This is a genomic window from Mycobacterium sp. P4_H6 (assembly GCF_056400845.1).
This window is the reverse complement of the sequence record NZ_JBFUKN010000129.1, coordinates 1-12,569: the sequence shown is the minus strand read 5'-3', so window position 1 is coordinate 12,569 and position 12,569 is coordinate 1. Positions and strand designations below refer to the sequence as shown.

General features: G+C 66.8%; 14 protein-coding genes. 7 read left to right on the top strand and 7 right to left on the bottom strand.

The annotated features are described in order from the left end of the window. Positions 1 to 702 (bottom strand): class I SAM-dependent methyltransferase (locus AC1DTF_RS30595; RefSeq protein ID WP_477476767.1); only part of this gene is annotated, 702 nt, incomplete at its 3' end. Positions 703 to 728: 26 nt separating this feature from the next. Further along, entirely contained in the window at positions 729 to 1,337 is a 609-nt protein-coding gene (locus tag AC1DTF_RS30590) for a TetR/AcrR family transcriptional regulator (RefSeq protein ID WP_477476766.1), read from the bottom strand. A 138-nt stretch (positions 1,338 to 1,475) separates the two neighbouring features. Here AC1DTF_RS30590 and AC1DTF_RS30585 point away from each other — a divergent pair, with 138 nt between their 5' ends. From AC1DTF_RS30585 to AC1DTF_RS30565, 5 genes are read left to right on the top strand one after another with little or no spacing between them, the layout of a single operon-like run. Beyond that, positions 1,476 to 2,831, top strand: coding sequence for an aromatic ring-hydroxylating oxygenase subunit alpha (locus AC1DTF_RS30585; RefSeq protein ID WP_477476765.1), 1,356 nt, complete (start codon positions 1,476 to 1,478; stop codon positions 2,829 to 2,831). Beyond that, the gene (locus tag AC1DTF_RS30580; RefSeq protein ID WP_057166114.1) at positions 2,831 to 3,253 is read left to right on the top strand and encodes a hypothetical protein; all 423 of its coding nucleotides are present in this window, start codon (positions 2,831 to 2,833) and stop codon (positions 3,251 to 3,253) included. The genes AC1DTF_RS30585 and AC1DTF_RS30580 overlap by 1 nt, the downstream gene beginning before the upstream one ends. 14 nt (positions 3,254 to 3,267) lie before the next feature. Continuing rightward, positions 3,268 to 3,870, top strand: coding sequence for a carboxymuconolactone decarboxylase family protein (locus AC1DTF_RS30575; RefSeq protein ID WP_477476770.1), 603 nt, complete (start codon positions 3,268 to 3,270; stop codon positions 3,868 to 3,870). After that, positions 3,867 to 4,391, top strand: a complete 525-nt coding sequence (locus AC1DTF_RS30570) for a nuclear transport factor 2-like protein (RefSeq protein WP_057166116.1) — start codon at positions 3,867 to 3,869, stop codon at positions 4,389 to 4,391. The genes AC1DTF_RS30575 and AC1DTF_RS30570 overlap by 4 nt, the downstream gene beginning before the upstream one ends. 10 nt (positions 4,392 to 4,401) lie before the next feature. After that, positions 4,402 to 5,604 (top strand): cytochrome P450, encoded by a 1,203-nt coding sequence (locus AC1DTF_RS30565; RefSeq protein ID WP_477476764.1) that lies wholly within the window; start codon positions 4,402 to 4,404, stop codon positions 5,602 to 5,604. A gap of 7 nt (positions 5,605 to 5,611) precedes the next feature. On the opposite strand, the gene AC1DTF_RS30560 is transcribed toward AC1DTF_RS30565, so the two are convergent. From AC1DTF_RS30560 to AC1DTF_RS30540, 5 genes are all read right to left on the bottom strand, one after another. Continuing rightward, positions 5,612 to 6,799 (bottom strand): DUF7159 family protein, encoded by a 1,188-nt coding sequence (locus AC1DTF_RS30560; RefSeq protein WP_477476763.1) that lies wholly within the window; start codon positions 6,797 to 6,799, stop codon positions 5,612 to 5,614. A gap of 223 nt (positions 6,800 to 7,022) precedes the next feature. Next, positions 7,023 to 7,721 carry an ABC transporter permease gene (locus AC1DTF_RS30555; protein ID WP_477476769.1) on the bottom strand — a complete coding sequence of 233 codons (699 nt, stop codon included), beginning with the start codon at positions 7,719 to 7,721 and terminating at the stop codon, positions 7,023 to 7,025. A 62-nt stretch (positions 7,722 to 7,783) separates the two neighbouring features. Beyond that, a complete protein-coding gene (locus AC1DTF_RS30550; protein WP_057166119.1) occupies positions 7,784 to 8,752 on the bottom strand; it encodes an aliphatic sulfonate ABC transporter substrate-binding protein in 969 nt (322 codons plus the stop codon). After that, entirely contained in the window at positions 8,749 to 9,543 is a 795-nt protein-coding gene (locus AC1DTF_RS30545; RefSeq protein WP_477476768.1) for an ABC transporter ATP-binding protein, read from the bottom strand. Before AC1DTF_RS30545 ends, AC1DTF_RS30550 begins: the two co-directional genes overlap by 4 nt. Positions 9,544 to 9,615: 72 nt before the next feature. Continuing rightward, complete coding sequence (locus tag AC1DTF_RS30540; RefSeq protein ID WP_057166121.1) at positions 9,616 to 10,272, bottom strand: TetR/AcrR family transcriptional regulator; 657 nt, start codon at positions 10,270 to 10,272, stop codon at positions 9,616 to 9,618. Positions 10,273 to 10,362: 90 nt separating this feature from the next. Here AC1DTF_RS30540 and AC1DTF_RS30535 point away from each other — a divergent pair, with 90 nt between their 5' ends. Further along, positions 10,363 to 11,520, top strand: coding sequence for an acyl-CoA dehydrogenase family protein (locus tag AC1DTF_RS30535; protein ID WP_477476762.1), 1,158 nt, complete (start codon positions 10,363 to 10,365; stop codon positions 11,518 to 11,520). A gap of 100 nt (positions 11,521 to 11,620) precedes the next feature. Beyond that, positions 11,621 to 12,569 (top strand): MCE family protein (locus tag AC1DTF_RS30530; RefSeq protein WP_477476761.1); only part of this gene is annotated, 949 nt, incomplete at its 3' end.

Sequence of the window (12,569 nt, the reverse complement as noted above, 5' to 3'; positions counted from 1 at the left end):
CCATTCCTGCTGGGTGGCGCGCATACGTTCGCTCATCTCCTGCAGATCCTCGACGCTGACCGTCGGGGTGTTCTCGGTGGCGATCATGCTGCCGGGGGCACTCAGCTCGGTGATGTTGTCCAGCAGGCGATCCTGCGCCTCGGGCGGAAGGTAGATGAGCAGGCCCTCGGCCAGCCAGGCCGTCGGCCGGTCGGTCGCGTAGCCGGCGGCACGCAGCGCGGCGGGCCAGTCATCACGCAGGTCGACGGCGATCGGGCGGTGCTCGGCGCCGGGCACCGCGCCCAGGTCGGCGAGCGTACGCGTCTTGAACGTGATGACATCGGTCTGATCCAGTTCGTAGACCGTCGCATCAGCAGGCCAGGGCAGCCGGTAGGCGCGAGCATCCAGACCGGAGGCAAGGATCACGAATTGGCGGATGCCGGCCGCCAGTGCCCCGGTGACGAATTCGTCGAACCAGCGGGTGCGGGCCGCGATGCCGTCGGCCATGCGCACCGCGTCGGCGGGAACCTCGTCACCGGATTCACCGCGGGCGTGTCGGATGTAGGTGGGCACGCCCACCGCCGACACCAGCGCTTCGGCGTACGGGTCGTTCACTCCCGCCGTGCCGGACCGGGTCGCGATGGCCCGCTGCATGGCCACCACGGTGGCCGTCACGCCAACGCTCGAGGCCAGATCCCAGGTGTCGTTGTCCGTTCGTCCCATAGTTAGACAGTCTACGCTTCATCGCGTCACGCCTCGGGCGGGCCGACACTGGACATCACCAACTGCAGGAAGGTCCGGTACAGATCCTCGCCGTCGAGGTGACTGGCCAGCGTGACACCGTCGTTGGTGGCCAACAGTACCCGGGCCAGCGGCTCGGCCGGAATCTTCAACGAGCCGCCCAGTCGCGCAACGCCTTTGGAGATGTACTCGGCCAGTGAGCGCACCGTCTCGCGACGCTGCACGGCCACTCGATCGCGCGCGGCGGGGTTGCGCAGCAAGAACAGGGTGAACTCGTAGTTCAGCGCGGCGGCCTGTTGTGCGTCGGTGGCACCGCTGAGCACCCGCCAACGTTCGGCGAAGCCTTCCACATCGATATCGGCGAACCGGTCGAAGGATTCCATCACATCGGCGAACCCGTCGAGGAAGCGCTGGCGGTGCCGCTCGATCACCGCGAGGAACAGTTCATCCTTGCCGCCGAACTGCGCATAGATCGCACCGCGGGTGTAGCCGGCGGCCTCGGCGATGTCCTCCAGCGAACCCGCGTACCCACGGCCGGCGAAGATCTTCTCGGCCGCATCGAGCAGCACCGTGCGGGTCTGCTCCATGCGCCGCTCTCTGGTCCAGCGCTCGGTCATCGCCCCATTCTCGCAAACATCAATCTCAAATACACCCTTGTATCTGAAATTCATCTCTGTATTATCGTGACTGCCGTCACAGCCCCGACGCCGCCGTCGCGTCTTCCGCGAACACCCGCCCGCAGAAGGGAACCCTCGATGTCCATCGATTCCGCACAAACCGCCCGCCCAGGTGAATGGGTCGACTCCGACGGCCTGAGCCCCGACGATGCGAGCGCGCTGTTCCGTATGCAGATCCCGACCGACCGCTACACCTCGAAGGACTTCGTGAACCGGGAGCGCGAGGCCATCTGGATGCGGGTCTGGCAGATCGTCGGCCGCGTCGACGAGCTGGAGAAGACCGGGGACTTCAAGGAGTACCGCATCTTCGACCAGTCCTTTGTGGTGATGCGCGGAAATGACGGCGCGCTACGGGGATTCGTCAACGCCTGTCGGCACCGCGGGAACCCGCTGTTCAGCGGACAGGGACACGCGAAACAACGCATCGTCTGCCAGTACCATCTGTGGTCCTACGACCAGCAGGGAAAGCTGCGCGGCTGTTCCAAACCCGAGATCGACAAGGACGACTACGGCCTGCTGGAGGTCCCGGTGGACACCTTTGCCGGTTTCGTCTTCCTCAACCCCGACCCCAACGCCGCGCCGCTGCGAGATTTCCTGGGCGAGGACGTCATCCGCATCCTGGAGCCCTACCACCTCGACCAGATGACCACCGTGCTCAACGTGCGGGAGGCCCTGGACTGCAACTGGAAGGTGGTGATGGACGCCTTCGAGGAGGGTTACCACGTCTCCGGGATCCACCCACAGCTGCTGCGGGTCCTGGTCATCGACCCCAGCAAGGTGAAGTACCGCTTCCTGGACAAACACAGCATCGCCGTCGCCCCGTTCGAGGTCGCCCACGTCGAGGGCATGGGACCGGAGAAGCAGGTCGAGGGCATCATGGAACTGCCCGAAACCTTCCCGGGAGTGGTGCGGGTGCTCCCCCGGTTCACCGAACTGGTCGACGAAAACCGCACCGCCGACGGCACTCTGGTGTTCCCCGAGGATGTCACCGGACGCACCCTGCTGCAGCAGGCCACCCGCGACACCCTGTCCCGCGACGGACTCGACGTGGACGGACTGACCGACGCACAGATGAGCGACAACCACGGCTGGGTGCTGTTCCCGAACTTCTTCATGACCATCCGGGCCGGTGAGGCGACCATCATCATGTCCACCCCGCACCCCGACGGCGACCCGAACCGCTGCATCTGGCACATCACCAGCTTCATGTGGCTGCCCGAGGAGCACCGCAAGGCGTTCGCGGCGGACCTCGTCGATGTCCAGGAACCGGGCAGCTTCAAGTATTTCGAAGCGCTGCAACAGGATTACGAACAGATGCCCCGCCAGCAGATCGGCCTGCGCAACGCCCGCCTGGACCATATGGCGCTGGTCAACGAGGAAGTGGTCATCGCGCACTATCACTCCGTCATCGACCGCTACCTGGCGGCCGTCTGATGCCCGAACTCGCCGAGCTCCTCACCCGGCACACCGGGCGCAGCCGCACCGTGCTGGAATACGCCGCCACCACCGGCCGCCTCGTGGGTGAGGCCAAGACGCCGGGTTTCACCGAGACCGGCTGGGCACCGTTGGCCGACCTGGTCGACACCGAGAACTTCCTGCGCGTCGGCGCTTTCAAGGAGGAGATGGACTGGGCCGGCTACACCGCCTTCCTCACCGGCTGGGCGACCACCTCCGAATGGGAGTGCACGTTCAAACGCATCACCGAACACGACGACCTGGTGTTCCTGGAACTCGAAGAGCGCAGTGTCGTCGGCGATTTCCGTAGCGTGGTGAATTCGCTGTCGGTCTATCAGTTCAGCGATGACGGCCGGATCCGCCGTCTCGACCTGTACCTGCAGATGGCGCTGCCTTCGTGACCGAGACACCGCGTATGGCGCCGCTGGCCCCCGATCAATGGCGCGACCCCGAATACGCCGCGTTCGGCGCGCTGCTCGGCTTGCCCGCCGACAAGGTGCCCAGGGCAGGTTCCGGAGAGCCCTACGACCCGCTGAACTTCGACATCATCGGGATGCTGGCCCGCCACCCCGAGATGGCCCGGTTGTTCCTGCAGTTCAACGGTTTCCTGCTGCAGCGCGGAGAACTGCCGGCACGGCTGCGTGAACTGATCATCCTGCGGGTCGCGCACCGGCACCGCTCGGCGTTCGAATGGGGCCAGCACGTCAGGTTGGGTGCCGCCGTCGGGATCACCGACGACGATGTCAGCGCACTGGCCGAGGGCAATGACGGGTTCGACGGCACGGACCGACTGGTGCTCGACGCCGTCGACGAGGTGATCGCCGACGGGAAGGCGCACTGGCCGACCTGGCAGCGGCTCGTCGGCGAACTGGGCGAACACGCCGCGATGGAGGTCATCTTCCTGATCGGCACCTACACCCTGACCGCGATGGCCTTCGGTACCTGGGGCTTACAAGCCAAACCGGGCAGCGCACCGCTGCCGACGGACTCGACCACGACAGAGGAGCAACCGCAGTGAACCTGGAAGAGCGTATCGCCAAGCACCGCCGGATGGCCGAAAGCTACCGCGACAAGTACGTGCTGCAGAAGGTCGCCGACGGCGAGAGCTATGACGAGTGGGAGTTCACCGACGATGCGGTCTACACCTCCCCCTACTTCGTCGCCGACCAGGAACTGGTGCTCAAAGATGTGGCGACACACTGGGATACCGCGGCCACCGTGGAAGCCAAGGCCTACGGCATCACCTTCCCGGACTGGAAGCCCGTCGACTACAAGGTCTGGCCCGCCGAGAACGGCTTCGTGATGCGCTACCGCTGGCAGGGCACGAACGTCAACGACGGCAAGGTGATGGGCTTCTACTCGATCAGTTTCGTCGACACCAACGACGACGCCCAGATCACCCACTGGTCCACCTACGTCAACGACGAGGAATACGGCCCGTTCCTGGAGGCCGCCATCGGGGCGCGCGGACCGTTCCACGGGGATTCCTACATGCAGGCGCTGGCACAGCATTTCGAGAAACACGGACTGAGCTTCTAGGGAGCCGATGATGACGACCAGCGCCACCGACAAGGTGTATTACGACCCGTGGGATGCGGACCTGAATGCGAACCCGTACCCGATGTTCAAGCGTTTCCGCGACGAAGCGCCGCTGTACCACAACGAGACCCACGACTTCTACGCCGTCAGCCGCTTCGAGGACGTGAACCGGGCGCTGGTGGATCACGCCACGTTCAGCTCGGCACGCGGCGCGGTGCTGGAAATCATCAAGGCGGGCATCGAGATTCCGGCGGGCACCCTGATCTTCGAGGACCCGCCGATCCACGACATCCACCGCAACCTGCTGTCGCGGGCCTTCACGCCCCGCAAGATCAACGCGCTGGAACCCAGGGTGCGCGAGTTCACCGCGCGGTGCCTGGATCCGCTGGTCGGTGGCGACCGGTTCGATTTCGTCAAGGATCTCGGCGCCGTGATGCCGCTGCGCGTCGTCAGCGCGCTGTTCGGTATTCCGGAGGACTACCAGAATCGTGTGCTGGCCGACGGCGACAAGTATGTGCGCACCGAGCGCGGCGCCCAGATGACCGACAACCCCGACGGTCCGATCACCGACGGCGAGTTCTTCGCCGAGTTCGTCGACTGGCGGATCGCCCACCCGGCCGACGATCTCACCACCGAACTGCTGAATGCGGAGTTCACCGACGAGACGGGCACCACCCGCAAGCTGCGCCGCGAGGAGCTGCTGCTGTTCATGTCCGTTGTCGCGGTGGCCGGGTCGGAGACCACCACCCGCCTGATCGGCTGGGCGGGCAAGCTGCTGTCGGAACACCCCGATCAGCGCCGGAAGCTGGTCGCCGACCGATCGCTGGTACCCGGTGCGGTCGAGGAGATCCTGCGGTTCGAGCCGCCGGCGCTGCAGGCCGCCCGCTACGTCACCCGCGATGCCGAATTCCAGGGCTCGACGGTGCCCGAGGGAAGCGCGATCATCCTGTTGATCGGTGCGGCCAACCGCGACGAGCGCCGGTTCGGGGAGGACGCGGAGCGGTTCGATGTCACCCGGTCACCACGCCAGCACCTGTCGTTCGGCGTCGGGGCGCACTACTGCCTGGGCAATGCCCTGGCGCGCATCGAGGGCCGGATTGCCTTGAACGAGATCATGAATCGTTTTCCCGACTGGGAGGTCGATCTCGATGCCGCGGTGTTCTCCTCGGCTTCCGTGGTCCGCGGCTGGGACAGCATGCCCGCGCGGGTCTGACCTGTTGTCAGGGTAGGGCGCCCAGCACCGGGTCGACCGGCGGGGCGGGCGGCGGCAGGTGCTCGACCGGAGCCGCAAGCGCCTCCGGGGCCGGCGCGACGACCGCCGGCGGCGGCGGGGCCGGCACGAACGGCGGTGCCAACCAGAACGGTGGCGGCGGCGCGACCGGTGCGGGCGGAAGAACCTCCGGCGCGGCCACCGGTGCCGCAGCCGGTGCGGGCTGCTCCGGCACGGCGAGCGGCGCCGCGGGAACCGGAGGCGCGTCGGGGGCGGGCAGTTGCGGTGCCGTGAGCGGCTCGGCGCTCACCGGCGGCGCCACCGGGACCGACAGTTCGTCGGGGACCGACGGTTCGACGGGCACGGACGGTTCGGCCACCGGCTGGGGTTGCGGCAGGGCCAGCTGTACCGGCGGCGCGCTCACCTCGGCAAGGGTGGGCGTCGGCTCCGGGACCGCGGCCATCGGCTGCGCCGGCGGCTGCTGCGGTACCACCTGGGTGGTCTGCGCTGTCGGTGCCGAGGTGCTGCCGGCCAGCGCCGCTTCGGTGGGCTGTGTTTCGGTTCCGACGAACTGCGAACCGACCGCGAACAGGGCGACCACCGCGGTCACCGCTGCCGCCGACACCAGACGGGCGCCCGATACCGCCGGGGTCCACTCGGGAACCCAGTTCCGGCGGGCACGCTCCACCAGGACAGGTTCGGCCGGCGCGGCGTCGGTGACGACGGCCTGCGCGGCGTCATAAGCCGGTGTCTGCCCCGCATCGGGCCCACAGATCACGTCGTGTTCGACGAACGCGGTCTCGCCCTCGGCATCGGTCTCGGTGTCGTCGGCGAGCATCCCGGCCAGCAGGCCGCAGAGGTCCGTCCGCTCGACCCGGTCGGCGGGTGGCACGTCGCTGTCCAGCGGTGTGACCTGACGGACCGAGCGCACATCGGGGCAGCCCGCGGTTCGCAGTTCCGCGAGCAGGGTGATGACCTGTTCCTCGACGTCCTGACTCCAGCAGACCCCGATCGAGTCGATCCGCCGGCCGCTGCTCGCGGCGATGGATTGAGCGCCGCGGACGGCGGCAAGACAGCGGGGTACCAGGTCATCGAGACTGCGGACGCCGAATTTGTCGTCGTCGACGGGCGCGGTGCCTTCGACGAGTACCCAGCCGACACCGGCTGCTGTCACCGACAGTCCAAGTACGGTCTTCACCCTCGGTTCCGACTCCTGTCCCGGGTCTGGTGCTGGTCGCGGACGAGCCTAGTTTGCTCGTTCACACTCGGCATCTCGGCGAAACCGCCGTTTTCACGGCTGTGTATCCGCTTATCGGAAGTGCCACCGGCAGTGTTACCAGGTGGAGCACCGTGGACGGCGGGTGACCGCGGTGCCCGATGTGGCGATACTCATTCACCGAGAATTCATCTTCTGCGTTCGGCTACCTGCGCACCGCCACCATCCGGTGTTCGACGACCCCGAAGATGCCGTCACTGAGCTTGCCCAGCACCGCCAGCAGCACGATCGACAGCAGCATCACGTCGGTCCGCCCGGTGTTCTGACTGTCGATGAGCAGAAAGCCGAGACCCTTCGAGGACGCGATGAGCTCCGCCGCGACCAGGAACAGCCAGGCGTTGGCGAGCCCGAGCCGCAGCCCGTTCACCAGCGTCGGCGCCGCCGCAGGCAACAACACCGTCAGCAACAGCGCGGGGCCGCGGCGGCCGTAGGCCCGCCCGACCTCGACGAGTTGCGGATCCACGTGCGACAGCGCCGACGCGGTCGTGGTGTAGACGGGGAAGAAGGCGCCGATCGCGATCAGCAGGACCTTCGGCTCCTCACCGATCCCGAACCACAGCAGCAGCAGCGGCACCCACGCCAGCGACGGCACGGTGCGCAGCGCCGCGACGGTCGGCCCGAACAGTCGTTGCACGCTCACCGACAGTCCGACCAGCGAACCCAGAGCCAGCCCGGCGAGTGCCCCGGACAGATAGCCGACGACCACCCGGGACAGGCTGGTGCCCAGGTGCGTCCACAGCTCGCCGCGGCTGATGAGCTCGCGCAACGCGCTCACCACATCGGCGGGCGGCGGTAGCTGGCCGGCCGAGAAGACCCCGCCCGCCACCGCGAGCTGCCACACCACCAGCACGGCGATCGGCACGATCAGCCCCACCAACGCCGCCGGGGCGCGGCGCAGCGTTGCGGTCAGCTTGCGGACTGCTGGGCGAACTTCGGTTCGATCAGTGTCTCCAGGGCCTGCTGTCCCGCTTCCTCGGACTTGATGTCGCCGTCGCCCACCGCGATCGGCAGGATGACCGTCAACACGTCGATCTGGGCCTGCCCCGGTGTCGGATCGACCTTCAGATCCGTGCGCTTCAGCACTTCGCCCGCCACGCTCGGCGAGATCTTCGCTTCCCGCGCCAGCAGTTCCGTCAACTCGTTCGGGTGCGCGATAGCCCATGCGCGGGCCTCCTCATAGACGTCGACGACGGATTGCACGGCCTCGGGGTTGCCGGAGATGAAGTCCTCGCGGGCATTGAGCGTGCCGTAGCTGTTGAAGTCGGGGTTGCGGTAGAGCAGCCGCGAACCGGACTCCTGCACCGTCTGCGCGATGAACGGGTCCAGGCCCGACCAGGCGTCGACGTCACCGCGCTCCAGGGCCGTCTTCCCGTCGGCGTGCTGCAGGTTGACGATCTCCACATCGCTGCGGGACAGCCCGGCCGCCTTCAGCGACTGCAACAGGAAGTAGTACGGGTCGGTGCCCTTGGTCACCGCGATCTTCTTACCGCGCAGTGCGGCGACGGTCGTGATCGGTGAATCCTTGGCCACCACCAACGCCGCCCATTCGGGCTTGCTGTAGATGTCGACGACCTTGATCGGGGTGCCGTTGGCGCGGGCCACCAGCGCGGCCGCCCCGGCGGTGGAACCGAGATCCAGCGCGTCCGAGCGCAGCGCCTCGTTGGCCTTGTTGCTGCCCGCCGACAGCACCCAGGTCACGTTGTAGCCCTGGTTCTCCAGCAGTTTCTGGTCGCGGATGACCAGGCTCAGCGGGTTGTAGTACGCATAGTCGAGTCGGATGTCCTTCGCGGTGTCCGCACCGTCACCGGAGCCGCACGCCGAGGCCGTCCAGGCCAGACCGGCGATCACCAGGGCTATCAGCCCGCGAGCCTTCATGCCGAAATTTCCTTCCGAGGGTGGTTTTCCGGGTCGTCGGCCGTGCGCCGCGGCAGCCCGAGTTCGTCGAGCAAGGTGATGCGCAACGCCGCCAGCTCCGGATCGGCGCGATCGCGTGGCTTGGTGATCGAGACATCGTGTGTCGCAGCGATTCCCGCCGCACCCGAGGCGTCGGCGCGCAGGATGAGGACCCGATCGGCGARGATCAGTGCTTCATCGACGTCGTGGGTGACCAGCAGTGTGGTGATACCCGCCGTCTGCTGCACCTCGTCGAGCAGATCCTGCATCCGCAGCCGGGTCAGCGCGTCCAGCGCGGCCAGCGGCTCGTCGAGCAACAGCACGCCAGGTGTGCGCGCGAGCGCGCGGGCCAGTCCGGCCCGCTGAGCCATGCCGCCGGAGACCTGCCGGGGCCGGTACCCGGCGAAACCCCGGAGCCCGACGACGTCGAGCCAGTGCGCCACCAGCTCGTCACCTTCGGCGCGGGAGGTGCCCGCGGGCAGTCCGTAGGCGACATTGCCCGCCAGCGTGCGCCACGGCAGCAGACGCGGTTCCTGGAACACCACGGCGCAGCGCGGATCGATACCGCGCACCGGTTTTCCGTTGATGTCGATATGACCTTCGGTCGGCTCGTCGAGCCCGGCGATCAACCTCAGGAGAGTGGACTTGCCGCTACCGGATGCGCCGAGGAAGGCGACGACCTCGCCGGGGGCGATCTCGATGTCGATATCGCGAAGAACGGTGCGCTCGCCGAACACCTTGCCGACACCGCGCAGCGAAACGCCCGCCGGCATCGGTGTAGTCGACGTCACTGCTGCAATGTAGGGAGCCCGACCGGGTCGGACAAGGTTTGCGCGCAGCGTGATTCAAACGGTCGTCGGCCGGCGCCGCTGCCGGCGCTCCCCGATCGCCGCGAACTGACCCTTCAAGCCCTCGATGAACGCAGTGAGGGCGAGTTCGAAACTCGCCGTGTCGATTTCACTGGCCTTACCACGCAGCAGGTGCGCCTGATCCATGTGCGGGTAGCGGTCGCGATAGACCTGGACGTCGTCGACGAATCCGCGCGAGAACGAACCGACGGTCGAGCCCAGCACCAGCGACCGGGTGGCCGCACCGATCAGCGTCGCCTCGCGCGGGGGCCAGCCCGCGCGCACCAGACCACCGTGGACCGAATCCGCGATGCGCAGACTCTCATCGCGCTGGCCGGGACCGCCGGCCAGGAAGGGCACCATGTTCGGGTGCGAGACCAGCGCCGCGCGGTAGGAACGCGCCCAGGCGGCCAGGGCGACCTCCCAGTCCTCGTCGGCGTCGAAGGCCGACGTGTCCACCGCGGTGACGATCTGGCTGGCGACGTCGTCGAGCACGTCGTCCTTGGTCGGGTAGTGCTTGTACAACGAGGCGGCCTGTACACCGAGTTCGGCGGCGAGTTTGCGCATGGACAGCTCGCCGAGACCGGCGCGGTCGATGATCAGCAGTGCGCTGTCGCGGATGCGCTCGCGACTGAGCAGGCGTGGTCTTCCCACCTGTTCCCCACCTCCCCCGCGATTGCCTAAGTAAACGACGTTAGCTTATAGTGGTGTCAAAAGCTAACACTGTTCGCTAAGGAGCCACTGATGCAGAGGACCGTCTACAACCAGGAGCACGAAGACTTCCGCGCGATGATCCGGGATTTCATCGCCTCCGAGGTCGTCCCGGTGTACGACGAGTGGTTCGAAGCCGGTATTGCGCCCCGCGACTTCTATTACAAGCTCGGCGAATTGGGCATCTTCGGTATCGAGATCCCCACCGAGTACGGCGGCTCCGGTATCGATTCCTACAAGTTCCAGGCCATCGTCACCGAGGAACTGTCCCGGGCCGCGGTGTCCTTCGGCGGGTCCAGCGTGCACATCGGGTTGTGCCTGCCCTACCTCAAGGCGCTGGCCACCGAGGAGCAGAAACAGCGCTGGTACCCCGGCATGATGTCCGGCGAGATCATGTTCGCCATCGCCATGACCGAGCCCGGAACCGGGTCCGACCTGGCCGGGATGCGCACCACCGCAAAGCCTTCCGGCGACGGCACGCACTACGTCCTGAACGGCTCCAAGACGTTCATCACCGGCGGTGTGCACGCCGACCGCGTCATCGTCTGTGCCCGCACCGCCGCCCCGCGTGAGGACGACCGCCGCTACGGCATCTCGCTGCTGGTGGTCGACACCAAGTCCGCCGGCTACGAGGTGGGCCGCAAGCTCGACAAGCTGGGCCTGCGGACATCCGATACCGCCGAGCTCAACTTCGTCGATGTCAAGGTGCCCGTCGAGGACGTCCTGGGTGAACTGCACATGGGTTTCTCGTATCTGGGCCAGAATCTGCCCCGCGAGCGGCTGGCCATCGCGGTCGGCTCCTACGCCCAGGCCAAGGCCGCTGTCGCCTTCGCCGCGCAGTACACCAAGGACCGCACCGTGTTCGGGAAGCCGGTCGCGGCGTTCCAGAACACCAAGTTCGAACTGGCGGCCTGCAAGGCCGATGTCGATGCGGCCGAGGCCGTCGTGGACCGTGCCATGGAAGCCCACGATCGTGACGAGCTGACACCCGCCGATGCGGCCGCGGCGAAGCTGTTCTGCACCGATATCGCCGCCAAGGTCATCGACCGCTGCCTGCAGTTGCACGGCGGCTACGGCTATATCAACGAGTACCCCATCGCGCGGCTCTACGCCGACAACCGGGTGAGCCGCATCTACGGCGGCACCAGCGAGGTGATGAAGATGATCATCGCCAAGGACATGGGACTCTAGCCCGGGGCGCTGTTACCGGCGTCACAATCGAGGGTTCGCCCCATCAGCGTCACAGTTGGGCAGCAACCCCAAAAGCGTTGCCCTGTGGTGCACTTGGGCCATGATCACGGTGCCGGAGCATGACCAGGTCGAGGTGGCGGACGAGGGCGCCCTCAACGACCCGAAAGAGCCGCCGTACCGGGCCGCGGGCGCTGTCCTGCTCGTGATCGTCTTGCTGGTGTTCGGGATGACCTGGGCGCTGTTCCGCGGATACTTCGACACCAACGTCACGCTCGTCCTGATGGCCGAGCGTGCCGGGCTGTCCATGGATCCCGGTTCCAAGGTGACGTTCAACGGTGTCCCGATCGGGCGGCTGGTGTCCGCCGGCGTGGTGAGCGATGGTCGACAAGCCAGGGCAAAGTTGCTGCTGGACGTCAAACCCCGGTATCTGCCGCTCATCCCGGCCAATGTGGACGCCCAGTTGCGCGCGACAACGGTGTTCGGCAACAAGTACATCTCGTTTCTGTCGCCGGCGAATCCCTCCGAGGACAGACTTCGGCCGGACGCGGTGATCGATGCCTCGGCGACCACCACCGAGTTCAACACCGTGTTCGAGACCATCATGGGCATCGCCCAGCATGTCGACCCGGTCAAACTGAACCAGACCTTGACGGCGGCAGCGCAGGCACTCAACGGGCTGGGTGACAGCTTCGGTCGGGCCCTGGTCGACGGGCATGACATCCTGGGTGAGATCAACCCCCGTATGCCGCAAATCCACCGCGACACAGCAGGTTTGGCCGATCTTTCCGCGGCGTACGCCGACTCGGCCGCGGAGCTTTTCGACGGGCTCGATCATGCCGCGGTCACCGCGCGCACGCTCAACGCCGAACGGCACACGGTGGATCAGGCCCTGATGTCGGCGGTGGGTTTCGCCGACACCGCCTCCGACGTATTCGAACGCGGCGGCCCCTTCCTGGTGCGCGGCGCCCAGGATCTGCTGCCGACAAGCGCTTTACTGGATTACTACAGTCCCGAATTGTTGTGCACCCTGCGCAACTACAGCGATGTAG